Below are 26,287 nucleotides of genomic sequence, written 5' to 3'. Positions count from 1 at the left end.
CCTGTCTGTGTGGCGCTAAGGCAGGCGCCCGGGGTCACCCCGGACGCCTGGTTTCCCTTAGGCGTATTTCTTCTGGATTTCGTCCGAGATGTTCTGCGGAACGGCTTCGTAGTGATCGAAGATCATGGTGAAGACCGCACGGCCCGAGGACATCAAACGCAGGTTGTTGATGTAGCCGAACATGTTGGCGAGCGGCACGAAGGAGTTGATGACGATCGCGTTGCCGCGCGTCTCTTGACCTTGCACCATGCCCCGACGCGAGGTCAGGTCGCCGATGATGTTCCCGGTGTATTCTTCCGGGGTCACAACTTCGACTTTCATGATCGGTTCGAGCAGCTTCGCGCCGGCCTTTTTCAGACCTTCGCGCATGGCCGCACGGGTGGCGATTTCGAAGGCGAGAACCGACGAGTCGACGTCGTGGAAAGCACCGTCAACCAGCGCCACCTTGAAGTCGATCACCGGGAAGCCCGCGAGCGGACCCGAATCCATCACCGACTGGATGCCTTTTTCGACACCCGGGATGTATTCCTTCGGAACAGCACCACCGACGATCTTCGACTCGAACGAATAGCCTTCGCCCGGCTCGGTCGGTTTGATCTCGAGCTTGACGCGCGCGAACTGGCCGGTACCACCGGTCTGTTTCTTGTGCGTGTAGTCGATGTCGGCCGGCTGCGAGATGGTTTCGCGATAGGCCACCTGCGGAGCACCGATGTTCGCCTCGACTTTGAACTCGCGACGCATACGGTCGACGAGGATGTCGAGGTGAAGTTCGCCCATGCCCTTCATGATGGTCTGACCCGACTCGAAGTTGGTCTCGACGCGGAACGACGGGTCTTCGGCAGCCAGGCGAGCGAGGGCGAGGCCCATCTTCTCCTGGTCGGCTTTCGACTTCGGCTCGACCGCGATCTCGATCACCGGATCGGGGAAGGTCATGGTTTCGAGCACGACCGGTTTCGTCGGGTCGCACAGGGTGTCACCGGTGGTGGTCTCTTTGAGACCGGCCAGCGCGATGATGTCGCCCGCGAACGCTTCTTCGATCTCCTCGCGGTTGATCGAGTGCATCATCATCATACGACCGACACGCTCACGCTTGCCTTTGGTCGAGTTCATCATCTGGTCGCCCTTCTTGATGACGCCCGAGTAGATGCGCGTGAAGGTGAGCGAGCCGACGAAGGGGTCGTTCATGATCTTGAACGCCAGCGCCGAGAAGGGCTGCGCGTCATCGGCCGAACGCGCGATGTTGCGCTCTTCCGACTCGTCGCCCGGGGTGAAGCCCATGTAGGCCGGAACGTCCAGCGGCGAGGGCAGGAAGTCGATCACGGCGTTGAGCAGGGGCTGCACGCCCTTGTTCTTGAACGCCGAACCACCCAGGACCGGAACGAACGACAGCGACAGGGTGCCTTTACGGATCAGCTTTTTCAGCGTGTCCGCATCGGGCTCTTCGCCTTCGAGGTAGGCCATCATCGCGTCGTCGTCCATTTCGACGGCGACTTCGATCAGCTTCGAACGCCATTCGTCGGCCAGATCTTTCAGATCGTCGCGGATCGGTTGACGGACCCACGAGGCGCCAAGGTCTTCACCCTGCCACACCCATTCTTCCATCTCGATCAGGTCAACGATGCCTTCCAGCTGGTCTTCGGCACCGATCGGGAAGTTGACCGGAACGCCAGTGGCGCCGGTGCGTTCCTTGATCATGTGCACGCAACGGAAGAAGTCGGCACCGATCTTGTCCATCTTGTTGACGAACACGAGACGCGGAACCTTGTAGCGGTCAGCCTGACGCCACACGGTTTCGGTCTGCGGTTCGACACCGGCGTTCGCGTCGAGCAGCGCCACGGCGCCGTCGAGAACCGCGAGCGAACGTTCCACCTCGATGGTGAAGTCCACGTGGCCGGGGGTGTCGATGATGTTGAAGCGGTGCTTCGGCGTTTGCGCGTTGGCGCCATCAATGGTGCGTTCCCAGAAAGTGGTGGTCGCAGCCGAGGTGATGGTGATCCCGCGCTCCTGCTCCTGCTCCATCCAGTCCATGGTCGCAGCGCCGTCGTGCACTTCACCGATTTTGTGCGATTTGCCGGTGTAGTACAGGATACGCTCGGTCGTCGTGGTTTTACCCGCGTCGATATGCGCCATGATCCCGAAGTTGCGGTAGAGGTTAAGCGGATATTCGCGTGCCATAATGGCGTCCCTTCCTGATTACCAGCGGTAGTGGCTGAACGCTTTGTTGGCGTCGGCCATCTTGTGGGTGTCTTCGCGCTTCTTCACGGCGGTACCGCGCGAGTTCACGGCATCCAGAAGCTCGCCGGCGAGGCGCTCTTCCATCGTGTTCTCGTTGCGGCCGCGCGCGGCGGTGATCAGCCAGCGGATAGCCAGCGCTTCACGGCGCGACGGACGGACTTCGACCGGCACCTGGTAGGTCGCACCACCCACACGACGCGAACGCACTTCGACCGAAGGCTTCACGTTGTCGAGGGCTTCGTGGAACACTTCGATCGGCTCGCGCTTGAGCTTGCCCTCGACGCGCTCCAGCGCGTTGTAAACGATGCGTTCGGCGGTCGATTTCTTACCGTCGATCATCAGGTTGTTCATGAATTTAGTCAGCACGCGATCGCCATACTTGGCGTCGGGCAGAACTTCGCGCTTCTCAGCGGCGTGACGACGAGACATCTGATGATCTCCTTATTTCGGACGCTTCGCGCCGTATTTCGAACGGCGTTGACGACGATCTTTAACACCTTGGGTATCCAGCACACCGCGCAGGATGTGGTAACGGACACCCGGAAGGTCTTTCACACGGCCGCCGCGGATGAGCACAACAGAGTGCTCCTGCAGGTTGTGCTTTTCGCCCGGGATGTAGGAGATGACCTCGAAGCCGTTGGTCAGGCGCACTTTGGCGACCTTACGCATAGCCGAGTTCGGTTTCTTCGGCGTCGTGGTGTAGACGCGGGTGCAGACGCCGCGCTTCTGCGGGCACTGCTGGAGGTGCTGCGATTTGCTGCGCTGCACCTTGGGCTGCCGCGGTTTGCGGATCAGCTGTTGGATGGTAGGCATACCGGTTCCCCGTTTGCTGTTGTCAATACTCGCCGTCGTCCCCGACAGCGCCACTTCTCGACGACGTTCCGCGCCCATTCGCGAAAAACGCCAAATCGCACCCCTCCCCTGCCGCGAAGCCGGGGCCGAATGCGTTGAAAGCCAGAGGACCAGGGTGGATTGCCCGGATCGTGATCACTGAGTTTCGTCTCCCCGCCGGACGGACTCCGCCCGTTGGGATGCGCGCGCTATATGGGGAGTCGCCCGGGATGTCAACAGCGCGGGCCCTCAGGCCGGGCCCTGCGCGCAATCTTCATCGGGGCGTTACAGAGCCGGCTCAGCCGAACTTTGCGAAGAGCTTGGCATAGGGCATCTTGAGCGCCTTTTGCGCGGAGGTCACCGCGCCGATCTCGCCGGTCTCCGCCGCCGCCTTGAAGGCAGCAACCGAGGCCGCGAACTCCTCGACCAGCGGGCCATAGGCCGGGTCGCCTGCCTCGGGCGCGGGATGCGCGAGGATCTCTTGAACGAGGTGGTCGAGCAGCGCCGCATCGCCCGCCGCGCGCAGCTTGCCCGCCTCACCCAGCGCCGCATAATCGTTGGCCAGAACATGCTCCATCGCGGCGTGATAGGCGTTCATCCGGTCGGAGAAACCGATCACCCCGTTGCGCAGGTGCAACCCGCCGATCTCGTCGCGCACCGCCTCCAGCGTTTCATGCGCCTCGGGCAGATGCCCGGCATCCACCTCGCCCTGCGCCTTGACGATCAGCCCGGTCACCATAGCGAGGGTCATCGGCAGGGCCGGATCGTCGGCATATTGCGGCGGCGCGGCGGCCTCCCACTCCGAAGTGATCTTGCCCCAGCCCATCTCGAACTTGGCCAGCGCCTCGGCGGTTTCGGGCCCCTTGCCCTGATTGCTCAGGAACAGCGCGGCGCGATAGGCGCCATAGACCTTGCGCAGCTGCGCCTCGCTGTCAGCGAAAGGTCCGGCCAGCGCCGGAAGCGCGAGGGCGGCGAGGGTCAGTCCAAGCGAAAGGCGGCGCAATTTCATCGGGTCTCTCCTGTCAGGCGCGTCGAGTTGCGCGCATCTTTGCATGGGCCGGGGCGCCTGCACCAGAGGCCGCGGCAGCGCCACGCCCGAATGTGAAAAGGCCCCGCCGAAGCGGGGCCTTTCAAGTCCGTGTCCGAGATCAATCGCGGCTTTCCGGCGTTTCCACCGGGCCGAAATCGGGCTCGTCCATCTCGATCGGCGCGGCCAGCGCGGCTGCGGCTTCCGCCTCGGCCTGACGCTGCGCGATCACCTTGTGGTCGCGCTCGGCGGCGATCTTGCGCACGCGGGTGGTCGCGCCACCCGTGCCCGCCGGGATCAAACGGCCGACGATGACGTTCTCTTTCAGGCCGACGAGCTTGTCGCGCTTGCCCTGCACCGAAGCCTCGGTGAGGACGCGGGTCGTCTCCTGGAAGGAGGCCGCCGAGATGAACGAACGGGTCTGCAGCGAGGCTTTGGTGATCCCCAGCAGAACCGGCTCGCCCGAAGCCGAGCGGCCACCGCGGGCCTCGACCTTGGCGTTCTCTTCGTCGAATTCGGCCTTGTCGATATGCTCGCCTTTCAGCAGCGTCGTGTCGCCCGAGTCCGTGATCTCGATCTTCTGCAGCATCTGGCGAACGATCACCTCGATGTGCTTGTCGTTGATCTTCACGCCCTGCAGACGATAGACGTCCTGCACCTCGTCGATGAGGTAGTCGGCCAGCGCCTCGATGCCCATGATCCGCAGGATGTCATGCGGAGCCGGGTTGCCGTCCATGATGTAGTCACCCTTCTGCACGAAGTCGCCTTCCTGCACCGGGATGTGCTTGCCTTTCGGCACCATGTATTCGACGGGCTCCAGACCTTCCTGGGTCGGCTCGATAGAGATGCGACGCTTGTTCTTGTAGTCCTTGCCGAAGCGCACGTAACCATCGACTTCTGCGATGATCGCGTGATCCTTCGGACGGCGGGCTTCGAACAGTTCGGCCACACGCGGCAGACCGCCGGTGATGTCCTTGGTCTTCGCACCTTCGCGCGGGATACGCGCAACCACGTCACCGGCCTTCACGTCCTGACCGTCTTCGACCGACAGAATAGCGTCGACCGACATCGGGTAGGTCACCGGGTTCCCGGCTTCGTTGCGCACCGGCTCGCCATCGGCATCGACGATGAAGATCTCGGGCTTGAGGTCGTTGCCCTTGGGCGCAGCGCGCCAGTCGGACACGATCTTCTGGGTCATGCCGGTGGCTTCGTCGGTCTCTTCACGCACCGAGATGCCCGAGACGAGGTCGACGAATTTGGCCTTACCCGATTTCTCGGCGATGATCGGCAGGGTGTAGGGGTCCCATTCGAAGAGCTTGGCGCCGCGTTTCACCGCATCGCCCTCTTTGACGAAGACCTTCGAACCATACAGCACCTTGTGCGAGGCGACTTCGCTGCCCAGATCGTTGATGATCGCGAGCTGCATGTTGCGGCCCATCACGACCTGCTCGCCCGCCTCGTTCACCAGGATGTTGGCGTTGCGGAACTCGATCGTGCCCTCTTGCGAGGCTTCGAGGAAGGACTGCGAGCCACCCTGCGCGATGCCGCCGATGTGGAAGGTCCGCATCGTCAGCTGCGTGCCGGGCTCCCCGATCGACTGGGCGGCGATGATGCCGACCGCTTCGCCCTGGTTCACCAGCGTACCGCGCGCGAGATCGCGGCCGTAGCAGAGCGCGCAAACGCCCTCTTCGGCTTCACAGGTCAGCGCCGAACGGATCCGCACCGACACCACGCGAGCGGTCTCGATCGCGTCCGCCTTGCGTTCGTCGATCAGCTCGTTCTTGCGCACCAGCACCTCGTCGGTGCCCGGGACGCAGATGTCATCGGCGGCGACACGGCCGAGGATACGCTCGGCCAGGGTCGCGACGACTTCACCATCGTTGACCGCCGCCGAGGCGTTGATCGCGCGCTCGGTGCCGCAGTCGTGCGACCGCACGATGCAGTCCTGCGCCACGTCCACGAGACGACGGGTCAGGTAGCCCGAGTTCGCGGTCTTCAGCGCGGTATCGGCCAGACCCTTACGGGCGCCGTGGGTCGAGTTGAAGTATTCAAGAACGGTCAGGCCTTCCTTGAAGTTCGAGATGATCGGCGTCTCGATGATCTCACCCGACGGCTTGGCCATCAGGCCGCGCATACCGCCAAGCTGCTTCATCTGGGCGGGCGAACCCCGCGCGCCCGAGTGCGACATCATGTAGACCGAGTTCGGTTCTTTCTCGATGCCAGCATCGTCGATCTGGACTGCCGAGATTTCCTTCATCATCTCGGCCGCCACCGCGTCCGAGCATTTCGACCAGGCATCGACAACCTTGTTGTACTTTTCGCCCTGAGTGATCAGGCCGTCCATGTACTGTTGCTCGAATTCCTTCACCTGATCGCGAACGCCCTCGACGATCTCCCATTTCTTCTCGGGGATCACCATGTCGTCCTTGCCGAAGGAAATACCGGCGCGGAAGGCTTCGCGGAAGCCGAGGCCCATGATCTGGTCACAGAAGATCACCGATTCCTTCTGGCCGCAGTAGCGGTAGACGGTGTCGATGACGTTCTGGATGTCTTTCTTCCGCAGCAGGCGGTTGACCAGCTCGAAGGGCGCCTTCGCGTTCAGCGGCAGCAGGTTGCCCAGACGCATCCGACCCGGCGTGGTGTCGAAGACCATAAAGACTTCGTTACCTTCCTCGTCGATCTGCTTCATCCGGCCCTTGACCCGCGAGTGCAGATGCACGGCGCCGGCGTTCAGCGCGTGCTCCACCTCTTCGATCGAACCGAAGACCATGCCTTCGCCCGGCAGGCCCTGACGCTCCATCGTGATGTAATAGAGGCCAAGAACCATATCCTGCGACGGAACGATGATCGGCGCGCCGTTGGCGGGCGACAGAACGTTGTTCGTCGACATCATCAGCACGCGGGCTTCCAGCTGGGCTTCCAGCGAGAGCGGCACGTGAACGGCCATCTGGTCACCGTCGAAGTCGGCGTTGAAGGCCGAGCAGACGAGCGGGTGCAGCTGAATGGCCTTGCCTTCGATCAGGATCGGCTCGAAGGCCTGGATGCCCAGACGGTGCAGCGTCGGCGCGCGGTTCAGCAGAACCGGGTGCTCGCGGATCACCTCGTCGAGGATATCCCAGACCTCGGGGCGCTCTTTCTCGACCAGTTTCTTGGCCTGTTTCACCGTGCTCGACAGGCCCTTGGCTTCAAGGCGCGAGTAGATGAAGGGCTTGAACAGTTCGAGCGCCATCTTCTTCGGCAGGCCGCACTGGTGCAGCTTCAGCTCCGGGCCGGTCACGATGACCGAACGGCCCGAGAAGTCGACGCGCTTACCCAGAAGGTTCTGACGGAAGCGGCCCTGCTTACCTTTCAGCATGTCCGACAGCGACTTCAGCGGGCGCTTGTTGGTGCCCGTGATGACGCGGCCACGACGGCCGTTGTCGAACAGCGCGTCAACGGCTTCCTGCAGCATCCGCTTTTCGTTGCGCACGATGATGTCGGGCGCACGCAGCTCGATCAGGCGCTTGAGGCGGTTGTTCCGGTTGATGACGCGACGATAGAGGTCGTTGAGGTCCGAGGTCGCGAAGCGGCCACCATCGAGCGGCACCAGCGGGCGCAGCTCCGGCGGGATCACCGGCAGCACCGTCAGGATCATCCACTCGGGGCGGTTCTTCGACTCGATGAACGACTCGACAACTTTCAGACGCTTGATGATCTTCTTCGGCTTCAGTTCGCCGGTGGCTTCCTTCAGCTCTTCGCGCAGCTGCTCGGCGGTCGCCTCGAGGTCGATCATCGACAGCATTTCGCGGATCGCTTCAGCACCGATATTGGCGGTGAAGGCGTCGGCGCCGTAAAGGTCCTGCGCGTCGAGATATTCCTCTTCGGTCATCAGCTGGCCATAGCTCAGCTCGGTCAGACCGGGTTCGATCACCACGTAGTTTTCGAAATAGAGGATGCGCTCGAGGTCACGCAGCGTCATGTCCAGCATCAGGCCGATGCGCGAGGGCAGCGACTTGAGGAACCAGATATGCGCGACGGGCGAGGCCAGCTCGATGTGGCCCATGCGCTCGCGGCGGACCTTTTGCAGGGTCACTTCCACGCCGCATTTCTCGCAGACGACGCCGCGATACTTCATGCGCTTGTATTTGCCGCAGAGGCATTCGTAATCCTTGATCGGGCCAAAGATACGCGCGCAGAACAGGCCGTCACGCTCGGGCTTGAACGTGCGGTAGTTGATGGTCTCGGGCTTTTTGATTTCCCCGTAGGACCACGACAGGATGCGCTCGGGCGAGGCCAGCGAGATCTTGATCTCGTCGAACTGCTTGGGCGCGGCCAGCGGGTTGAACGGGTTTTGGGTCAGTTCCTGGTTCATCTTTAATTCCTTGAATGAGGGCGAAGGGGATGGGGTGAGGGCCTAAGCCCTCACTCCTCGTCCTCCGCATCCAGGAGTTCCATGTTGAGGCCGAGGCCCCGGACCTCTTTGACGAGAACGTTGAACGACTCGGGCACGCCCGCTTCGAAGTTGTCCTCGCCCTTGACGATCGATTCGTAGACTTTCGTCCGGCCGGCCACGTCATCCGACTTCACCGTCAGCATCTCCTGCAGGGTGTAGGCGGCGCCGTAAGCCTCAAGGGCCCAGACTTCCATCTCCCCGAGACGCTGACCACCGAACTGCGCCTTACCGCCCAGCGGCTGCTGGGTGACAAGCGAGTACGGGCCGGTCGAACGCGCGTGCATCTTGTCATCGACAAGGTGGTGCAGCTTGAGCACGTATTTCATGCCCACGGTGACCTTGCGCGCGAATTGCTCGCCGGTGCGGCCATCGAAGACGACCGATTGGCCCGAGGTGTCGAAGCCCGCGCGACGCAGCGCGTCGTTCACGTCATCCTCTTTCGCGCCGTCGAAGACCGGCGTCGCGATCGGGATCCCGCCGCGCACCGCTTCGGCGCTTTCGAGGAAGGTCTCGTCATCCATCGAGTCGAACAGATCGCCATAGGTGTCGTCGCCATAGCCGATCCGCATCGCCTCGCGCACCGGGCTCAGGTCGCCCGACTTGCGATAGGCTTGCAGCGCCTCGTCGATCTGCAGGCCCAGACCGCGCGCGGCCCAGCCCATGTGGGTTTCAAGAATCTGCCCGACGTTCATCCGCGAGGGCACGCCCAGCGGGTTGAGCACCAGGTCGACCGGGGTGCCGTCGGCCAGGAAGGGCATGTCTTCCATCGGAACGACCTTCGAGACCACACCCTTGTTGCCGTGACGACCGGCCATCTTGTCGCCGGCCTGAAGCTTGCGCTTCACCGCGACAAAGACCTTGACCATCTTCATCACGCCCGGAGGCAGGTCGTCGCCCTGACGGACCTTCTCGACCTTGTCCTCGAAACGATGCTCGAGCGCACGTTTCTGGGCGTCGAACTGATCGTGCAACGCCTCGACCTCTTTCGCGTCGCCTTCGTCTTCAAGGGCGAGCTGCCAGTACTGGCCGCGGCTCAGCGTGGCGAGCAGCTCGTCGGTGATTTCCGAACCGGCTTTGACGCCTTTCGGGCCTTTCACAGCCACCTTGCCCATGATGATCGACTTCAGACGCGCGTAGATGTTGCGCTCAAGGATCGCCAGCTCGTCGTCGCGGTCACGCGCCAGACGTTCGACTTCCTCACGCTCGATCTGCAGCGCGCGCTCGTCCTTGTCGACACCGTGACGGTTGAAGACGCGGACTTCCACGATCGTGCCATAGGCGCCCGGCGGCAGACGCAGCGAGGTATCGCGCACGTCCGAGGCCTTTTCACCGAAGATGGCGCGCAGAAGTTTCTCTTCCGGCGTCATCGGGCTTTCGCCTTTGGGGGTGATCTTGCCCACGAGAATGTCGCCCGGGCCCACTTCGGCGCCGATATAGACGATACCGGCCTCGTCGAGGTTGCGCAGCGCTTCCTCGCCGACGTTCGGGATGTCGCGGGTGATCTCTTCCGGGCCGAGCTTGGTGTCGCGGGCGGCGACTTCATATTCCTCGATATGGATCGAGGTGAAGACGTCGTCGCGGTGGATCCGCTCGGAGATCAGGATCGAGTCCTCGTAGTTGTAGCCGTTCCACGGCATGAAGGCCACGATCACGTTCCGGCCCAGCGCCAGTTCGCCCTGATCGGTCGACGGACCGTCGGCAATCACCTGGCCCTTCGACACGCGGTCGCCCACCTTCACCAGCGGACGCTGGTTGATGGTCGAGGACTGGTTCGAACGCTTGAACTTGCGCAGACGGTAGATGTCGACGCCAGCGTCGCCGGTGCCGAGGTCTTCGGTCGCGCGCACAACGATACGCTGCGCGTCGACCTGGTCCACGATCCCGCCGCGGGTCGCCATGATCGCAGCGCCCGAGTCGCGCGCCACGACGGCTTCCATGCCGGTGCCCACGAAGGGCGCCTCGGCGCGCAGAAGCGGCACGGCCTGACGTTGCATGTTCGAGCCCATCAGAGCGCGGTTGGCGTCGTCGTTTTCAAGGAAGGGAATGAGCGCCGCAGCGACCGAAACCAGCTGTTTCGGCGACACGTCGATCAGGTCCACGGCCGAGTTCGGGCTGAGCGAGTATTCGCCCGACTGACGGGTCGAGACCAGCTCGTTCACGAACTTGCCGTTCTCGTCCAGCGTCGCGTTCGCCTGGGCGACGGTGTGGCGCATCTCTTCGGTGGCCGACATGTAGATGACCTCGTCGGTCACCTGCGCATCTTTCACCTTGCGATACGGGGTCTCGATGAAGCCGTATTTGTTCACGCGCGCGAAGGTCGCGAGCGAGTTGATCAGACCGATGTTCTGACCTTCCGGCGTTTCGATCGGGCACATCCGGCCATAGTGGGTCGGGTGAACGTCGCGCACCTCGAAGCCGGCACGTTCGCGGGTCAGACCGCCCGGGCCAAGCGCCGAGAGACGGCGTTTGTGGGTGACTTCCGAGAGCGGGTTGGTCTGGTCCATGAACTGCGACAGCTGCGAGGAGCCGAAGAATTCACGCACCGCCGCCGCGGCCGGTTTCGCGTTGATCAGGTCCTGCGGCATGACGGTGTCGATTTCGACCGACGACATGCGCTCCTTGATCGCGCGTTCCATGCGCAGCAGACCGACGCGGTACTGGTTTTCCATCAGCTCGCCGACCGAGCGCACCCGGCGGTTGCCGAGGTGGTCGATATCGTCGATCTCGCCCTTGCCGTCGCGCAGTTCCACCAGGCCCTTGATGCAGGCGATGATGTCTTCGCGGCGCAGCGTGCGCTGGGTGTCCGGCGCATCGAGGTTGAGACGCATGTTCATCTTCACGCGGCCCACGGCGCTCAGGTCGTAACGCTCCGAATCGAAGAACAGCGTGTCGAACAGCGCTTCGGCGGCTTCGACGGTCGGCGGCTCGCCCGGACGCATCACGCGATAGATATCCATCAGCGCGGTCTCGCGGCTCCAGTTCTTGTCCGCAGCCACGGTGTTGCGGATGTAGGGGCCGACGTTGACGTTGTCGATGTCGAGCACCGGGATCTCGGTCACGCCGTTGTCGAGCAACGTCTTGATCGAGCCACCCGAGAGCTGGCCTTCCTTGTCGTAATCCGCGGTCAGCTCGTCGCCGGCTTCGATATAGATGAAGCCGGTGTCCTCGTTGATGATGTCGCGGGCGCAGTAGCGGCCGGTGATATGCTCGAAGGGCACCAGAAGCTCGGTGACCTTGCCCTCGTCGATGATCTTCTTGACCATCCGCGGGGTCATCTTGTCGCCGGCCTTGCAGATCACTTCGCCGGTGCCGGCGTCGATCAGGTCATAGGTCGGACGGGTGCCGCGCAGACGCTCGGGGAAGAACTTGGTGACCCAGCCCGACTTGCCCTTGGCGGTGTAGTTCACGGTCTCGTAATAGGCATCCATGATGCCTTCCTGGTCGAGGCCGAGCGCGTAAAGCAACGTGGTCACCGGCAGCTTGCGGCGACGGTCGATGCGCGCGAAGACGAGGTCTTTCGCGTCGAATTCGAAGTCCAGCCACGAACCGCGGTAGGGAATGATGCGGCAGGCGAACAGGAGCTTGCCCGACGAATGCGTCTTGCCGCGATCGTGGTCGAAGAACACGCCCGGGCTGCGGTGCATCTGGCTCACGATGACCCGCTCGGTCCCGTTCACGATGAAGGTGCCGTTCTTGGTCATGAGCGGCATGTCGCCCATGAACACGTCCTGCTCCTTGATGTCCTTGACCGAGCGCGCGCCCGTGGTCTCGTCGACATCGAACACGATCAGACGCAGCGTGACCTTCAGCGGAGCCGAATAGGTCATGTCGCGCGACTGGCACTCATCCACGTCGTATTTCGGCTTCTCCAGCTCGTATTTCACGAACTCGAGGATCGCGTTGTCGTTGAAATCCTTGATCGGGAAAACCGACTGGAACACGCCCTGGAGGCCTTCGCCATCTTGCGGCTTCTCGGCATCACCCGAGCGCAGGAACAGGTCGTAAGAGGATTTCTGAACCTCAATGAGGTTCGGCATTTCAAGGACTTCGCGGATTTTGCCGTAGTAGCGGCGAATGCGCTTCTGACCAACGTAAGCTTGAGCCATGCTCGTCGTCACCTTTCGTCTTTTCGCGTGCGGCACAATGTCGGGGCCCATTGCGCGGCGTCTGGCGATAAGGGGGGCGGTTCCATTCATGCCCTCGTCCCACCGAGGGCTTCCCGAACCGCGAACGCCGCCTTGGAGAAGGCTTCAGGCCAAAGCCCTCTCCGAGACAGGTTCGGCTGGGCCCGGGAATGCCCCGGACCCAGCCAGTTTTGTCAGAACGGATGCAAGCGCACCCGTTTCGATTACTTGAGCTCGACTTTCGCGCCAGCGGCTTCCAGCTTGCCCTTGATTTCTTCGGCTTCGGCCTTGGCCGCGCCTTCTTTCACTTTGCCACCGGCCTCAACGAGGTCCTTGGCTTCTTTCAGGCCCAGGCCGGTGATGGCGCGGACTTCTTTGATGACGTTGATTTTGTTGGCACCAGCGTCAACCAGAACGACGTCGAATTCGTCTTTCTCTTCGACGGCTTCCGCAGCAGCGGCCGGGCCGGCCATCATGACGGCGCCACCGGCGGCCGGCTCGATGCCGTATTCTTCTTTCAGGATGTTCTTCAGCTCTTGAGCTTCGAGAAGCGTCAGAGCGACGATTTCTTCGGCGAGTTTTTTCAGATCAGCCATTTTTCCAGTTCCTAATTTGGGTTTCCAACGTCGGGCATCACACCCACGCAGGCACAGTCAGTTGCTTAAGCAGCTTTCTCTTCGATGGTCGAAAGGATGCTCGCGATGTTCGAAGCAGGCGCGCCGATCGCACCGGCAATGTTCGAAGCAGGCGCACCGATGCACGACACGATCTGAGCGATGAGCTCTTCACGCGACGGCATTTGAGCGACGGCTTTAACACCGGCTTGATCCAGAGCCGTCTCACCCATCGAGCCGCCAAGGATTTTGAACTTCTCGTTCGCCTTGGCATAGGCATCGACCACTTTCGCCGCAGCGACAGGGTCTTCCGAATAGGAAAGCACGGTCATGCCCGTCAGGTAATCAGCAATGCTGGCGCAGGGCTGATCTTGCAGGGCGATCTTGGCGAGCTTGTTCTTGGCAACGCGGACCGAACCGCCGGCTTCGCGCATGCGAGCCCGCAGATCCTGCATTTCAGCAACCGTCATGCCTTCGTAGTGGGCAACCACCACGACGCCAGAGCTTGCGAAGATCTGGCCGAGTTCCTCGACCACTTTCTCTTTTTGGGCTCTATCCACAGTTACACTCCAAGTAGGGAGGTTTGACCCTCCGGCTCATTTCGCCGGGACCAAAGGCCCCGACATCGGGGTCCGCACACGGGTCCGTCCAAAATCGCCGCGGGAAATGCACTGCTGTGCCACCCGTAGAAATCTGGTCCTTCCCGTCTCAGGCAGGAATTATGGGCCAGGCCCACCCACCGTCTCGGACGAATCGATCCGGCGGCAACGCTAGCGCCACCGCCGGAACGAGTGGGGCCTTTAGCCTGTTTTCAGCCGGGTGTGAAGAGGCCCGCGGCAATTTCTTGTCCGAACGGGAAAATTCCGTGCCGCGCCGCAACGTCATCCGAGCGGAAACGCAAAAAGGCGGGCCGAAGCCCGCCTTTCCGTAACGATGTCCGAAGATCAGTTCGCCGTGGCCGAGGTCAGGTCCAGCGACACGCCCGGGCCCATGGTCGAGCTGAGCGAGACTTTCTTCAGGTAGGTGCCCTTGGCGCCGGTCGGTTTCGCTTTCGAAACCGCTTCGACGAAGGCACGCACGTTCTGAGCCAGTTGCTCGTCGGTGAACGACACCTTGCCGATACCGCCGTGGATCACACCGGCTTTTTCGACCTTGAACTGGACTTCACCGCCCTTGGCCGCGGCAACGGCGTTGGCGACGTCCATGGTCACGGTGCCAACCTTCGGGTTCGGCATCAGGTTGCGCGGGCCGAGAACCTTACCCAGACGGCCGACGACGGGCATCATGTCCGGGGTGGCGATGCAGCGATCGAACTCGATCTTGCCGCCGAGGATGGTTTCCATCAGGTCTTCGGCGCCCACGATGTCAGCACCAGCAGCTTTCGCTTCTTCGGCTTTCGGGCCGCGGGCGAAAACGGCGACGCGGACGGTTTTACCGGTGCCGTTCGGCAGCTGAACAACGCCGCGGACCATCTGGTCGGCGTGGCGCGGGTCAACGCCCAGGTTCATCGCGATTTCGAGGGTCTCGTCGAATTTCGCGGTGGCCGACGCCTTGATCAGCGCGACAGCTTCTTCGACCGAGAGGTTTTCTTTGCCTTCGAAGGCGGCGCGGGCGGCCTTCGTACGTTTACCGAGCTTGGCCATGACTTACCCTTTCACCTCGATACCGATCGACTTCGCCGAGCCGAGGATGATGTTCATCGCGCCTTCGATATCGACGGCGTTCAGGTCTTTCATCTTCGCTTCAGCGATCTCGCGCACCTGAGCGGCGGTCACGTAGCCAGCCACTTCGCGGCCCGGCTTGGTCGAGCCTTTCGGGCGGTTGCGCTTGCCAACCGGCTTCAGGCCAGCCGCTTGCTTCAGGAAGTAAGACGCGGTCGGCGACTTGATCTCGAAGGTGAACGACTTGTCGGCGTAGTAGGTGATGATGGTCGGGATCTTGGCGGCCTTGTCCATCTCCTGCGTCTTGGCGTTGAACGCCTTGCAGAATTCCATGATGTTGATGCCGCGCTGACCGAGCGCGGGACCGACCGGCGGGGACGGGTTCGCCGAACCGGCGGCGATTTGCAGCTTGAGCTGCCCAATGACTTTCTTGGCCATCTGGCCTTCTCCTTTTCACTGTCACGTCCCGAAGGGGACGAGAAGTTTAGTGGTTCGGTCCGGGGCGTACCCCTCGCCTCCCACGGCTCACCACTCAGGCGGTTTTCTGCACCTGAGTGAATTCCAGTTCGACCGGGGTCGGACGGCCGAAGATCGACACCGTGACCTTCAGGCGGCCCGAGGCCTCGTCGACTTCCTCGACCATGCCCGAGAAGCCCTCGAAGGGCCCGTCGGTCACGCTCACGTTTTCGCCCACCTCGAAGGTGATCAGGCTGCGCGGCGCAGGCGCCTCGCCCGATTCATCGACGCGGTTCAGAATCGCGTTCACTTCCGCATCGCGCATCGGCATCGGGCGGCCTTGCGGGCCCAGGAAGCCGGTGACGCGGTTGATCGAGGTAATCAGGTGATAGCCCCGATCGGTCATGTCCATCCGCACGAGCACGTAGCCCGGCATGAAGCGACGCTCCGAGGTCACTTTCTTGCCGCGACGCACTTCGATCACTTCTTCGGTCGGGACGAGAACTTCCTCGATCTCATCCTCGAGGCCCTTCTCGGCAACCGACTGACGGATTTGCTCGGCCACCTTCTTCTCGAAGTTCGAGAGAACGCTCACCGAATACCAACGCTTCGCCATGCCTGCCTCAGCCCTCTGTCTGTGCGGAAGCCCCGCCAAAATTCCAATTAAGCCAACGGGTTACCCCGCAGCGCCCAGAACAAAAAACAGCGTGCAATCCGAATCGATGCACGCCGGCCCCGGGTAAGTCCCGCCCCATTAACGCCTGGCCCCAATGATTTCAAGGCCCAAGCCCCGTTTCCGGGGCCGCAGAGGCTGGCGGTCAGCCGATGATCGCGGCCACGCCGGTGCGGATCACCCAGTCGACCAGCGCGAAGAAGGCCGAGGTCAGCGCCGCCATCGCCAGCACCATGCCGGTGGTCACCAGCACCTCGCGGCGCGAGGGCCAGGAGATCTTGCCCGCTTCCGAGCGCACCTGCTGAAGGAACTGAAGGGGGTTCGCCATGCTCGTCATCCTTTGCTATCGCCCACGGCTCGGCCGTTGGCGCGTCGCGGTCAGTTACTTGCTTCGCCCCGCGATTTCAAGAGATATGGCCCGATTTCGTCGCTCAATACTGGCGCGGCGGGATTTTCAGCTGTTCTTCCATGCTCAGGCCCCAGCGCTGGGTCTCAATCAGCCCGGCCGGAAGATGCGCCGAATACTCGCCACCACGGTTGAAGGCAGGCCAGGACACGAACACATTCGCCGCCATCAGCGCCACGACCCAGGCCTCGGTGACAAGGCGCGGCAGGGCCTCTCGCGCGGGCGGGTGTTCGCGCAGCAAGATCGCGATCACCAGGATCGCCTGCAGCACCGCGAACCCCATCAGCCGCGACAGGTCGAACGCCACCAGCATCAACGTGGCCGGCGCCAGTGCCGCCAAGACGCAGGCCAGCCGCGCCAGCGCGCCCAGCCCAGCCCCCAACCGCCAGATCAGCACCGAGGCCAGCGCGAGAAAACCAAAGCCGATCGGCAGCACGTAATTGCGCTCGAAATAGAAGAACGGCGTCTCCCAGCGGAACAGGTAGCTCGGGCCCTCGCCGGGCCCGTAACGCAGCACCGCCTCGACCGCCTTCGGGTCGATCGGGTAATCGAGCGCACGCGCCGACACCCCGGCGATCAGCGTCTCGGCCTCGGCCCCCGAGGGCGAGAGCTTGAACAGCGCCGCGCTCAGCACCACCAGAGCCACGAGCGGCACCGCCGCCACCCCGGCCGCCCGGCCAGGCCCCCGCCCCTGCCAGCGCAGGAACAAAAGCAGCGCGATCAGCACGCCAAAGCTCGGCAGCATCGCATCGTGGATCAACACCCCGACAGCACCGAGCGCCAGCATCGCCGCCCCGCTCGCCAGCCCGGCGCCAGGCAGCGCCAGTGCGATCAGGCCGGGCACGAAATAGGCACCTTCAAGATAGCCGGTATTGCCCAGAAACTCGGCCAGACCAAAGCTCGTAGCGACCACCGCCCCCAACGCAAAGGCACGCGGCACGTCTTCCAGCGCGCGCAGCACGTAAAGCATGAAGGCCAGCCCGCCCGCGAAAGTCACGATCAGGCAGATCATCCGCGCGGTCGCCTCATCAAGCCCCGCCGGCTGCACCAGCTCGATCAGCCAGCCCAACAAAGCGCGGCGCGAAAACCCGTCATCATAGCTCAGCAAGAGCTGCGTCTGCGCCCAAGGCCCCGGCGGCTTCGTCCGCACCACCATCAGCAACAGAAAACACAGAATCGAAAATAGAAACGCCGGCTTACGCAAGACCTGCCCCGATCATCAACTGCTCCGGCGCCTCGCGCGCCTGTTGCGCGGCAGAATCGCACGGGCCTTGCCCCGGGGGCAAGGAAAACCGTTCGGATCGGCGGGCAATGTCTGGAAGCGGCCTGGCAGGGGCGGAGGGACTCGAACCCCCGACCCTCGGTTTTGGAGACCGATGCTCTACCAACTGAGCTACACCCCTAGGCCGTGCAGCGGGTGCTAAGCCACCTGCGCGGCGAAATCAAGGGCGATTTGCAGCCTCTTGCGCATTCGCCTTCTGGTCAGGGGAAATCACCGGTGCTAGGCAAGGATCATGGTGGCAAACGAACTCCCGTCAGACCCGCTGCAGCTCTTTGCCGAGCGACCCTGGCGCCAGGTTTCACCCGAGGCGCAGGCGCCTGCCCGCCACGTGCCCACCATGCTCAGCACCGAAGAATCCCAGTTCTATTATTGGCTTGCGCGGGATTGGGCGCGCGGAACAGGGCACACCGTCGACCTTGGCGCTTTCATCGGCGGCTCGACCGCGCGCTTTGCCACCGGGCAGCAAGCCGCCGGGCGCACGACTCCGATCATCGCCTACGACCGTTTCACCGCCGACCCGCAGGTCAAGCGCAGCCTGCTTTATCCGGCGGGCATTCCGGCCTTTTCCGGCAATGACATCCTGTTGCTCGCTCATCGCCTGCTGACACCCTTCAAGCCGATGGTCGAGTTACGCCCCGGCGAGTTCCTCGAACAGGGTTGGAGCGGCGAGCCGATCGAGATTCTCTGCGTCGATATCGCGAAAACCGCCGAGACCGCCGATCACGTCGCGGCCGAGTTCTTTCCGCATCTGATCCCGGGCCGCTCGATCGTGGTGCAGCAGGATTTCCTGCACGAGATCCAGCCCTGGCTGCCCGCACAAATGACCCTGCTACGCCGCCATTTCACGCCGCTCGCGCGGATCGCCCATCACTGCGTGGCGTTCCTCTGCACCAGCGTGCCGACGAGCGCATCCCTTGACCGCGCGCGCGTCGCGCCGCTCAGCGATGCGCAATTGACCCGCCTCGTGCGCCGCGCCGCGCTCAGCTATCGCGGATTGGCGGGGCGCTACCGGTTTGCCTCAATGGTGCGGCGAATCTCCGAGAACCCCGAGACGCGCGAAGCCTGGCGGATGCGACGGCATCGCGACACTCCCTGAGCCACAACGCAAAAGGGCCGCTCTTTCGAGCGGCCCTTCGCATTCAGAAACCCGTCGCTTACGCGAGGATTTTCGACACGACGCCGGCGCCGACGGTGCGGCCGCCTTCGCGGATGGCGAAGCGCAGGCCGTCTTCCATCGCGATCGGGGCGATCAGTTCGACTTCGAACTTCAGGTTGTCGCCCGGCATCACCATCTCGGTGCCTTCCGGCAGCGTCACGGTGCCGGTCACGTCGGTGGTGCGGAAGTAGAACTGCGGACGGTAGTTCGCGAAGAACGGGGTGTGGCGGCCACCTTCTTCTTTGGTGAGGATGTAAGCCTCAGCCTCGAACTTGGTGTGCGGCGTCACCGAACCCGGCTTGCACAGAACCTGACCACGCTCAACGCCTTCACGGTCCACACCGCGCAGCAGCGCGCCGATGTTGTCGCCAGCTTCGCCGCGGTCGAGCAGCTTGCGGAACATTTCAACACCGGTGCAGGTGGTTTTCTTGGTCGGGCGGATGCCGACGATTTCGATCTCGTCGCCGACGTTGATCACGCCACGCTCCACACGACCGGTCACAACCGTGCCGCGGCCCGAGATCGAGAACACGTCTTCGATCGGCATCAGGAACGGCTGGTCGATCGAACGAGCCGGGGTCGGGATGTACGAGTCAACGGCTCCCATCAGCGCGTGGATCGAGTCTTCGCCGATCTCTTTCATCTCGCCGATCAGCGCCTGGTGCGCCGAGCCCTTGATGATCGGAATGTCGTCGCCCGGGTAGTCGTAGGACGACAGCAGTTCGCGAAGTTCCATCTCGACCAGCTCGAGCAGCTCTTCGTCGTCAACAAGGTCAACCTTGTTCATGTAGACAACCATCGCCGGGATGCCCACCTGACGGCCGAGCAGGATGTGCTCGCGCGTCTGCGGCATCGGGCCGTCCGAAGCGGCGCAAACCAGGATCGCGCCGTCCATCTGCGCAGCACCCGTGATCATGTTCTTCACGTAGTCGGCGTGGCCGGGGCAATCGACGTGCGCGTAGTGACGGTTCGGCGTCTCGTATTCAACGTGAGCCGTCGAGATCGTGATCCCGCGAGCGCGCTCTTCCGGAGCACCGTCAATCTGGTCGTAGGCCTTGAATTCGCCGTAGTATTTCGTGATCGCAGCCGTCAGCGTCGTCTTGCCGTGGTCAACGTGACCAATCGTGCCAATGTTGACGTGCGGTTTCGTACGTTCAAACTTTCCTTTTGCCATCTCGCGGAACGCCTCTGGTTAGGGGGCCGCACTCGGCCCGAGTCATTATCGCGCGCTTCGTATTGCCCCAAACCGGAAAAATCAAGCCCACAGATAGGAAAGCCAAGGGGCTGCGGCACCGTCGCCCGTCGCCCGGCCCGGGTCTGTCGCAGCCACGCCCCGGAAATGGGCATCATGGCCGATTTTTCCCCTGATCTTCGGCGCCACGCTCCCTAGGGTCCTGGCATGGATCTTTGCAAAAGGGGGACATCATGTCTCTGGTAGGAACTCTGGCCAAGGTGGCCGTTGGAATGGCCGTCGCCAAGGGCGTCTCGACGCTGGCGAAGGGCGCATCGGGCGCGAACACGGGCGGTCTTTTCCGCGAAAGCGCTGGCACCGCAAACGGCGGCATCGGTGATCTGCTGGGCGGCCTCCTGGCCGGCGGCGGCAGTGCCGCAGGCGGCACGACCGGCAGCAGCGCCGGTGGCGGGCTTGGCGGGCTCCTCGAGGCGCTCGCGGGCGCGGGCAGCGGCCAGATCGCGACCCGCTCCTCTCCGCACGGCCAGACCACCGGCGGACTTGGTGACATCCTCGGCCAACTGGTCGGCGGTGCGGGCGGCAAGGGCGGGCTCGGCGATCTGATCGGCGCGCTTGGCGCGGGTGGCGCGGCGGGCGGCCTTGGAGGCCTCCTGGGCGCGGCAATGGGCGGCAAATCGGGCGGCTTCGGCGCCGATCTCAACTCAGCCCTCGCCAATGGCGGCGAGCCCGACACCACCCCCGGCGCCGCCGAAGAGGCGATGGCCGGGCTGATGATCCGCGCGATGATCCAGGCCGCCAAAGCCGATGGCCAGATCGACGCAACCGAGCAGAAGAAACTTCTGGAGCGGCTGGGCGACGTATCGGCGGCCGAGCGCGCTTTTGTCGAACGCGAACTGGCGGTGGAAATTGATGTCGATGGGCTGGCCCGCGCCATTCCGGACGGGCTCGAAGCACAGGCCTATGCGATGTCGGTGATGGCGATCGACCTCGACAACGATAACGAGGCGCGATACCTGCACCAGCTTGCCGAAGCGCTCGGGCTCGACACCAGATCGGTCAATCACATCCACGAGCAGATCGGCGCCCCGACGCTTTACGCCTGAGCATGGCGGCCGAAACCGGGGGCTTCACGCCCCCGGACCCCCGTGGAGTATTTCGCGCTCAGTGAAAGAAAGCCCTTTCATCGAGCGGAAAACTACTCCGGGGGAGGCCGAAGGCCGGGGGCAGAGCCCCTTTTCTCAGGTGAATTTGTTGTCGCGCGGGAAGCCGCGCGGCGCCATGCGGCCGGTGCCGGCGCGTTTGCCCAGCCATTCGGACAGATCGGTCTCGGTGCGGGTGCGCCCGGCTGGGTCCTTCCAGCTCAGCCCGTCGGACAGGGTGAAGGCCCGCGCGTCCGACAGCCCGCCATCCTTGTATTTCTGCAGACGAACGCCCTTGCCGCGCGCCATTTCGGGCAGTTCTTCCAGCGCGAAGACCAGCATCTTGCGGTTCTGGCCGACACAGGCGACGTGATCGCCCTCGACCTTCACGCAAACCGCGGTTTTCGCGCCGTCGCGCATGTTCAGAACCTGCTTACCGGCCTTGGTCTGCGCGACCAGTTCCTCGGCGGGGCAGAGGAACCCATCGCCATCCGAGGAGGCCATCAGGAATTTCTCGCCCGGTTTCGGCACCAGAAGATGCGAGACCTCGGCCTCGTTCGGCAGGTCGACCATCAGGCGTAGCGGCTCGCCCATGCCGCGCCCGCCGGGCAGGTTGGCGCCAAGCACGGTAAAGGCGCGCCCGTTCGACGCGAGCGCCACGATCCGGTCGGTGGTTTCGGCGTGAATGGCAAAGCGCGGCCCGTCGCCGTCCTTGAACTTGGCCTCGGCATCGAGCGGGTTGTGCCCCTTCATCGCGCGCACCCAGCCCATCTGCGACAAGATCACGGTGATCGGCTCGCGCTCGATCATCGCCTCGATCGGCACTTCCTCGACCTCGCCGGCCTCCGCGAAGGTGGTGCGGCGCGCGCCGCCCGGTGCGTCCTTGCCGAATTGCTTGCGGATCTCGCCCAGCTCACGGCCGATCGTCTTCCACTGCTTCGCGGGCGACGCCAGCAATGCCTCCAGCCCGGCGCGCTCCTTGGTCAGGGCGTCGCGCTCGCGGCGCAGCTCCATTTCCTCGAGCTTGCGCAGGCTGCGCAGGCGCATGTTCAGGATCGCCTCGGCCTGCACCTCGGTCAGGAACACACCGCCGCCCCAATCCTCGGCCAGCATCACGGCCTTGGGCTCATCCTCGTGGCGGATGATCTCTATCACGCGGTCGAGGTTGAGGAAGGCGATGATGTAGCCTTCGACCACCTCAAGGCGCGCGTCGATCTTGTCCATCCGGTGCTGCGAACGGCGCTGCAGCACCTCGCGGCGGTGGTCGAGGAAGGCGCGCAGCACCTCTTTCAGGCTGCAGACCTTCGGCACACGCCCGTCGATCAGCACGTTCATGTTCAGGCTGAAGCGCACTTCAAGGTCCGAGTTGCGGAACAGCATGCCCATCAGCATCTCGGGCTCGACAGTGCGGGCTTTCGGCTCGAGGACGATGCGCACGTCATCGGCGCTCTCGTCGCGCACATCGGCCAGCGCAGGCACCTTTTTGGTCTGGATCAGCTCGGCCAGACGCTCGATCAGCTTGGATTTCTGCACCTGATACGGGATCTCGGTGACCACGATCTGCCACTGGCCGCGGCCCAGATCCTCGCGCTCCCACCGCGCGCGCAGCCGGAACGCACCGCGCCCGGTGCGATAGGCATCGCGGATCGAGCCGCGCGGTTCGACGATCACGCCGCCGGTCGGGAAATCGGGCCCTTCGATCAGGTCGGCCAACGTGTCATCGCCAACATCGGGCGTGTCGATCATCAGCAGGCAGGCCTCGATCAACTGGTCGAGGTTGTGCGGCGGCACGTTCGTCGCCATGCCGACCGCGATGCCGCTGGCGCCATTGGCCAGAAGGTTCGGGAAAGCGGCGGGCAGAACGATGGGCTCTTCCAGCGTGCCGTCGTAATTCGGGCGCATGTCCACGGCATCCTCGGCCAGACCGGCCAGAAGCGCCTCGGACGGATGCGCCAGACGCGCCTCGGTATAGCGGCTGGCCGCCGGGCTGTCGCCGTCGATATTGCCGAAGTTCCCCTGCCCGTCGACCAGCGGGTAGCGCATCGCGAAATCCTGCGCCAGACGCGCCATCGCATCGTAAATCGCGGCGTCGCCATGCGGGTGATAGTTGCCCATCACATCGCCCGAGATCTTGGCCGATTTCCGGAACCCACCCGTCGGCGCCAGCTTCAGCTCGCGCATCGCGTAAAGGATGCGCCGATGCACCGGCTTCAGCCCGTCGCGCGCATCGGGCAGCGCGCGGTGCATGATCGTGGACAGCGCATAGGTCAGGTAACGCTCGCCAATCGCTCGGCTCAGCGGTTCGGACACGGTCGAAGGCGGAAGATCGTCGGGCTCGCTCATGCCATCGGGTGTAATTCGCGCCGCGCAGCCGGTCCAGCCCAAAGCGCATGGCGCCGCAAAACGGGAAAGGGCCTGGGCTTTTCCCCTGCACGCAGGCCGCCGCATCGGGCTTTTACTCGGACCAGACCACAAAGCGGAGGGACGACAGATGGCGCAGGGACGGATGCTCGGGCAGATGGTGATCGGCACCTTGGCGTGCTGCTTCCTGATCCTGTCGCTTGCCGGCAATGAAGAGGCCTCGGCCAATGCGACACCCGCGCCGCAGGCACAGCCCGCCGTTGCCATCGCAGCCCCGGCGCCCCCCGCCCTGCCCGAAGGCGCGCGGATCACGCCGCTCCTGGTCAAGACCAGTGCCCCGGCGCCGGTCCTGCGGCCCTCGCCCGAACACCGCGCGATCCAGCACAGCACCCCCGCCACGACCGCGCTCTGGCAGGTCACCGCCAACCGGCTCAACCTGCGTGCTGCGGCCTCCGCCGAAGCGCCCGTCCTTGACCGGCTCTCGCTCGGCGCCGAGGTGCTCCCGGTCTCGGCCACCGATGCCGAATGGGTGCGCGTGCGCATTCAGGGCACCAGCACCGAAGGCTGGGTCGCCACGCGCCTGCTGCGCCCGATCCTTTGATCCGATCGCAAGCCTTGCGCTTTCATCGAGCGACAAATACTCCCGCCGGAGGCATCCCCGATCGCGGCCCGCACGCCGCCGGGGCTTTTCCGGCAGGAGGCACGCATGACCAAGACCATCCTCATCACCGGCTGCTCCTCGGGCATCGGCTATGACGCCGCGCATGGGCTCAAGCGTGCGGGCTGGAAAGTGTTCGCCACCTGCCGCCGCGAAGAGGATTGCGAGCGCCTGCGCGGCGAGGGGCTGATTTCCTTTCCGCTCGACATGGCCGACCCGGCCTCGATCGAGGCGGGTTTCAACGAGGCGCTCGCACGCGGTCGCGGCCGGCTTGATGCGCTTTACAATAACGCCGCCTTCGCCTGCCCCGGCGCCACCGAGGACCTGCCCGTGGGCGCGCTGCGCGAGATTTTCGAAACCAACCTCTTTGGCCTGCACGACCTGACCACACGTGCGATCCGCGTGATGCGCGCGCAAGGCGACAACGGCGAGGGCCGGATCATCCAATGTTCCTCGGTGCTCGGCCTCGTCGGCGCGCGCTGGCGCGGCGCCTATGTCTCGACGAAATACGCGCTCGAAGGGCTGACCGACGTGCTGCGCCTCGAAATGGGCGACACCGGCATCCACATCATCCTGATCGAGCCCGGCCCGATCACCTCGAAGATCCGCGAAAACTCGATCGCGCATTTCGAGCGCTGGATCGACTGGAAAAACTCGCCACGGCGCGCGCAATACGAAGACAGCCTGCTGCGCCGCCTTTATCAGCCGAAGGCGAAAAAAGACCGTTTCGAACTGCCCGCCTCGGCGGTCACCGAGAAACTGCTGCACGCGTTGACCGCGCCGCGCCCGCGCCCGCGCTATTACGTCACCACACCGACCCATCTGGCTGGCGTAGCGCGGCGCCTGCTGCCGACGCGGCTGCTCGACAAGGTCGTCGCAAAGGGCTGACGATTTCCTTCGCAATCGCCCACACGCGCGCTATGGTCAGCCCGCGAACAGGGAGAGAAAATGAAAGACGATCCGCTTTTTTACCTCGTGGCAGCCGCCAGCCTTGCGGTGCTGGTGATCCTGATGATCGGCATCGGGGGGTTTGCGCGCGGCGGCGATTTCAACAAGAAACACGCCAACAAGCTGATGCGCCTGCGGATCGCGGCCCAGGCCGTGGCCATTGGGCTGATCCTTCTCTTCGTCTATCTGCGCAAAGGGGGCTGACGATGGTCGTCCTGAACAAGATCTACACGAAAACCGGCGACAAGGGCGAAACCGCGCTGGCCGATGGCTCGCGCGTGGCCAAGCATTCGCGCCGCGTGGCAAGCTATGGCACCGTCGACGAGCTGAACGCGACGCTCGGGCTTGCGCGGCTGCAGGCCGCAGGCGATCTCGATGCCGCGCTGTCGCGGATCCAGAACGACCTCTTCGATCTCGGCGCCGACCTCGCACGCCCCGCGATGGACAAGGATGCCGAAGCCCCCTACCCGGTGCTGCGCATCATCGAAACGCAGGTTGCCCGGCTCGAATCGGAAATCGACGCGATGAATGCCAATCTCGAACCGCTTCGCAGCTTCGTCCTGCCCGGCGGCTCGGCGCTCTCGGCCTATCTCCACCTGTGCCGCACCGTTGCCCGCCGCGCCGAGCGCGAAGCGACCGAACTCGCCGCCGCCGAGGATGCGAATCCCGCCGCCGTCAAATACCTCAACCGCCTGTCGGACTGGTTTTTTGTCGCGGCGCGCGTCGCCAATGACAATGGCCGCGCCGATGTGCTCTGGGTGCCGGGCGCGAACCGCTGAGCGGCGCGGATTTTCCGCATTCCGCGGCGTCACAAACTCAAAACGTGACGTTACGACACGCAGGCGCGTCGATTTTACTCTGTCTTTCGCTGCGCCTGCAATGTAACAAAATTGCCGAGAACTTGTTGGCTGGGCCATTTTCAGCCCGGAATCGAAGTAGGGAGACACTCGCCGATGAAGGTACTGGTGCCTGTTAAGCGCGTGATTGACTACAACGTGAAGGTTCGCGTTCGTGCGGACGGAAGCGGTGTCGATCTTGCGAATGTGAAAATGTCGATGAACCCGTTCGACGAGATTGCTGTTGAAGAGGCGA

21 protein-coding genes, 1 tRNA gene and 1 pseudogene are annotated in these 26,287 nt (G+C 63.6%); 7 read left to right on the top strand and 16 right to left on the bottom strand.

Annotation, left to right across the window (positions count from 1 at the left end; genetic code table 11):
• Nucleotides 1-57: 57 nt before the first annotated feature.
• The 14 genes from fusA to CLN94_RS10675 all read right to left on the bottom strand — a co-directional run bounded on the left by fusA (nt 58) and on the right by CLN94_RS10675 (nt 17,862).
• Nucleotides 58-2,175: an elongation factor G gene (fusA, locus tag CLN94_RS10740; protein WP_096433951.1), complete on the bottom strand. Its 2,118-nt coding sequence runs from the start codon at nt 2,173-2,175 to the stop codon at nt 58-60.
• An 18-nt stretch (nt 2,176-2,193) separates the two neighbouring features.
• Nucleotides 2,194-2,664 carry a 30S ribosomal protein S7 gene (rpsG, locus tag CLN94_RS10735; protein ID WP_096433950.1) on the bottom strand — a complete coding sequence of 157 codons (471 nt, stop codon included), beginning with the start codon at nt 2,662-2,664 and terminating at the stop codon, nt 2,194-2,196.
• Nucleotides 2,665-2,676: 12 nt separating this feature from the next.
• Entirely contained in the window at nt 2,677-3,048 is a 372-nt protein-coding gene (rpsL, locus tag CLN94_RS10730; RefSeq protein WP_096433949.1) for a 30S ribosomal protein S12, read from the bottom strand.
• Nucleotides 3,049-3,364: 316 nt separating this feature from the next.
• On the bottom strand, nt 3,365-4,075 hold the full coding sequence (locus CLN94_RS10725) for a hypothetical protein (protein WP_096433948.1): 711 nt from the start codon (nt 4,073-4,075) through the stop codon (nt 3,365-3,367).
• A 139-nt stretch (nt 4,076-4,214) separates the two neighbouring features.
• Entirely contained in the window at nt 4,215-8,444 is a 4,230-nt protein-coding gene (gene rpoC / locus CLN94_RS10720) for a DNA-directed RNA polymerase subunit beta' (RefSeq protein WP_096433947.1), read from the bottom strand.
• 50 nt (nt 8,445-8,494) lie between these two features.
• On the bottom strand, nt 8,495-12,631 hold the full coding sequence (rpoB, locus tag CLN94_RS10715) for a DNA-directed RNA polymerase subunit beta (protein WP_096434089.1): 4,137 nt from the start codon (nt 12,629-12,631) through the stop codon (nt 8,495-8,497).
• A gap of 242 nt (nt 12,632-12,873) precedes the next feature.
• Complete coding sequence (rplL, locus tag CLN94_RS10710; RefSeq protein ID WP_096433946.1) at nt 12,874-13,245, bottom strand: 50S ribosomal protein L7/L12; 372 nt, start codon at nt 13,243-13,245, stop codon at nt 12,874-12,876.
• A 65-nt stretch (nt 13,246-13,310) separates the two neighbouring features.
• Complete coding sequence (gene rplJ / locus CLN94_RS10705; RefSeq protein ID WP_096433945.1) at nt 13,311-13,823, bottom strand: 50S ribosomal protein L10; 513 nt, start codon at nt 13,821-13,823, stop codon at nt 13,311-13,313.
• A 384-nt stretch (nt 13,824-14,207) separates the two neighbouring features.
• Complete coding sequence (rplA, locus tag CLN94_RS10700; RefSeq protein WP_096433944.1) at nt 14,208-14,906, bottom strand: 50S ribosomal protein L1; 699 nt, start codon at nt 14,904-14,906, stop codon at nt 14,208-14,210.
• A 3-nt stretch (nt 14,907-14,909) separates the two neighbouring features.
• Nucleotides 14,910-15,362, bottom strand: coding sequence for a 50S ribosomal protein L11 (rplK, locus tag CLN94_RS10695; RefSeq protein ID WP_096433943.1), 453 nt, complete (start codon nt 15,360-15,362; stop codon nt 14,910-14,912).
• Between the two features lie 94 nt (nt 15,363-15,456).
• Nucleotides 15,457-15,996, bottom strand: a complete 540-nt coding sequence (gene nusG / locus CLN94_RS10690; protein WP_096433942.1) for a transcription termination/antitermination protein NusG — start codon at nt 15,994-15,996, stop codon at nt 15,457-15,459.
• Between the two features lie 202 nt (nt 15,997-16,198).
• The gene (gene secE, locus CLN94_RS10685) at nt 16,199-16,381 is read right to left on the bottom strand and encodes a preprotein translocase subunit SecE (RefSeq protein ID WP_096433941.1); all 183 of its coding nucleotides are present in this window, start codon (nt 16,379-16,381) and stop codon (nt 16,199-16,201) included.
• 103 nt (nt 16,382-16,484) lie between these two features.
• Nucleotides 16,485-17,663, bottom strand: a complete 1,179-nt coding sequence (locus tag CLN94_RS10680) for a hypothetical protein (RefSeq protein WP_143598910.1) — start codon at nt 17,661-17,663, stop codon at nt 16,485-16,487.
• 123 nt (nt 17,664-17,786) lie between these two features.
• Nucleotides 17,787-17,862 (bottom strand) — tRNA-Trp (locus CLN94_RS10675).
• 111 nt (nt 17,863-17,973) lie between these two features.
• Here CLN94_RS10675 and CLN94_RS10670 point away from each other — a divergent pair.
• Entirely contained in the window at nt 17,974-18,837 is an 864-nt protein-coding gene (locus CLN94_RS10670; RefSeq protein WP_096433939.1) for a hypothetical protein, read from the top strand.
• Between the two features lie 58 nt (nt 18,838-18,895).
• Here CLN94_RS10670 and tuf read toward each other — a convergent pair whose 3' ends face one another.
• A complete protein-coding gene (tuf, locus tag CLN94_RS10665) occupies nt 18,896-20,071 on the bottom strand; it encodes an elongation factor Tu (protein WP_096433938.1) in 1,176 nt (391 codons plus the stop codon).
• Between the two features lie 251 nt (nt 20,072-20,322).
• On the opposite strand from tuf, the gene CLN94_RS10660 reads away from it, so the two are divergent.
• The gene (locus CLN94_RS10660; protein ID WP_096433937.1) at nt 20,323-21,192 is read left to right on the top strand and encodes a DUF533 domain-containing protein; all 870 of its coding nucleotides are present in this window, start codon (nt 20,323-20,325) and stop codon (nt 21,190-21,192) included.
• Between the two features lie 135 nt (nt 21,193-21,327).
• Here CLN94_RS10660 and parC read toward each other — a convergent pair whose 3' ends face one another.
• On the bottom strand, nt 21,328-23,571 hold the full coding sequence (gene parC, locus CLN94_RS10655) for a DNA topoisomerase IV subunit A (protein WP_096433936.1): 2,244 nt from the start codon (nt 23,569-23,571) through the stop codon (nt 21,328-21,330).
• Between the two features lie 148 nt (nt 23,572-23,719).
• Here parC and CLN94_RS10650 point away from each other — a divergent pair, with 148 nt between their 5' ends.
• From CLN94_RS10650 to CLN94_RS10630, 5 genes and pseudogenes are all read left to right on the top strand, one after another.
• Entirely contained in the window at nt 23,720-24,190 is a 471-nt protein-coding gene (locus CLN94_RS10650) for an SH3 domain-containing protein (RefSeq protein WP_179300291.1), read from the top strand.
• 105 nt (nt 24,191-24,295) lie between these two features.
• Complete coding sequence (locus CLN94_RS10645; RefSeq protein ID WP_096433934.1) at nt 24,296-25,135, top strand: SDR family NAD(P)-dependent oxidoreductase; 840 nt, start codon at nt 24,296-24,298, stop codon at nt 25,133-25,135.
• A 60-nt stretch (nt 25,136-25,195) separates the two neighbouring features.
• On the top strand, nt 25,196-25,399 hold the full coding sequence (locus CLN94_RS10640; RefSeq protein WP_096433933.1) for a twin transmembrane helix small protein: 204 nt from the start codon (nt 25,196-25,198) through the stop codon (nt 25,397-25,399).
• Nucleotides 25,400-25,401: 2 nt separating this feature from the next.
• Nucleotides 25,402-25,974, top strand: a complete 573-nt coding sequence (locus tag CLN94_RS10635) for a cob(I)yrinic acid a,c-diamide adenosyltransferase (protein WP_096433932.1) — start codon at nt 25,402-25,404, stop codon at nt 25,972-25,974.
• Between the two features lie 174 nt (nt 25,975-26,148).
• Nucleotides 26,149-26,287, top strand: a pseudogene (locus CLN94_RS10630) (electron transfer flavoprotein subunit beta/FixA family protein); the annotation flags it as partial.

The sequence above is a fragment of the Pseudothioclava arenosa genome, assembly GCF_002358085.1.
In the GTDB taxonomy this organism is placed as follows: Bacteria; Pseudomonadota; Alphaproteobacteria; order Rhodobacterales; family Rhodobacteraceae; genus Pseudothioclava; species Pseudothioclava arenosa.
The sequence above is the reverse complement of the archived record's forward strand: the minus strand, read 5'-3'. Positions and strand labels throughout refer to the sequence as shown.

Bases quoted from the DNA above. Each gene is read 5' to 3' on its own strand.
- fusA (WP_096433951.1), bottom strand. From the start codon at position 2,175: ATGGCACGCGAATATCCGCTTAACCTCTACCGCAACTTCGGGATCATG.
- rpsG (WP_096433950.1), bottom strand. From the start codon at position 2,664: ATGTCTCGTCGTCACGCCGCTGAGAAGCGCGAAGTTCTGCCCGACGCC.
- rpsL (WP_096433949.1), bottom strand. From the start codon at position 3,048: ATGCCTACCATCCAACAGCTGATCCGCAAACCGCGGCAGCCCAAGGTG.
- CLN94_RS10725 (WP_096433948.1), bottom strand. From the start codon at position 4,075: ATGAAATTGCGCCGCCTTTCGCTTGGACTGACCCTCGCCGCCCTCGCG.
- rpoC (WP_096433947.1), bottom strand. From the start codon at position 8,444: ATGAACCAGGAACTGACCCAAAACCCGTTCAACCCGCTGGCCGCGCCC.
- rpoB (WP_096434089.1), bottom strand. From the start codon at position 12,631: ATGGCTCAAGCTTACGTTGGTCAGAAGCGCATTCGCCGCTACTACGGC.
- rplL (WP_096433946.1), bottom strand. From the start codon at position 13,245: ATGGCTGATCTGAAAAAACTCGCCGAAGAAATCGTCGCTCTGACGCTT.
- rplA (WP_096433944.1), bottom strand. From the start codon at position 14,906: ATGGCCAAGCTCGGTAAACGTACGAAGGCCGCCCGCGCCGCCTTCGAA.
- rplK (WP_096433943.1), bottom strand. From the start codon at position 15,362: ATGGCCAAGAAAGTCATTGGGCAGCTCAAGCTGCAAATCGCCGCCGGT.
- nusG (WP_096433942.1), bottom strand. From the start codon at position 15,996: ATGGCGAAGCGTTGGTATTCGGTGAGCGTTCTCTCGAACTTCGAGAAG.
- secE (WP_096433941.1), bottom strand. From the start codon at position 16,381: ATGGCGAACCCCCTTCAGTTCCTTCAGCAGGTGCGCTCGGAAGCGGGC.
- CLN94_RS10670 (WP_096433939.1), top strand. From the start codon at position 17,974: ATGGTGGCAAACGAACTCCCGTCAGACCCGCTGCAGCTCTTTGCCGAG.
- tuf (WP_096433938.1), bottom strand. From the start codon at position 20,071: ATGGCAAAAGGAAAGTTTGAACGTACGAAACCGCACGTCAACATTGGC.
- CLN94_RS10660 (WP_096433937.1), top strand. From the start codon at position 20,323: ATGTCTCTGGTAGGAACTCTGGCCAAGGTGGCCGTTGGAATGGCCGTC.
- parC (WP_096433936.1), bottom strand. From the start codon at position 23,571: ATGAGCGAGCCCGACGATCTTCCGCCTTCGACCGTGTCCGAACCGCTG.
- CLN94_RS10650 (WP_179300291.1), top strand. From the start codon at position 23,720: ATGGCGCAGGGACGGATGCTCGGGCAGATGGTGATCGGCACCTTGGCG.
- CLN94_RS10645 (WP_096433934.1), top strand. From the start codon at position 24,296: ATGACCAAGACCATCCTCATCACCGGCTGCTCCTCGGGCATCGGCTAT.
- CLN94_RS10640 (WP_096433933.1), top strand. From the start codon at position 25,196: ATGAAAGACGATCCGCTTTTTTACCTCGTGGCAGCCGCCAGCCTTGCG.
- CLN94_RS10635 (WP_096433932.1), top strand. From the start codon at position 25,402: ATGGTCGTCCTGAACAAGATCTACACGAAAACCGGCGACAAGGGCGAA.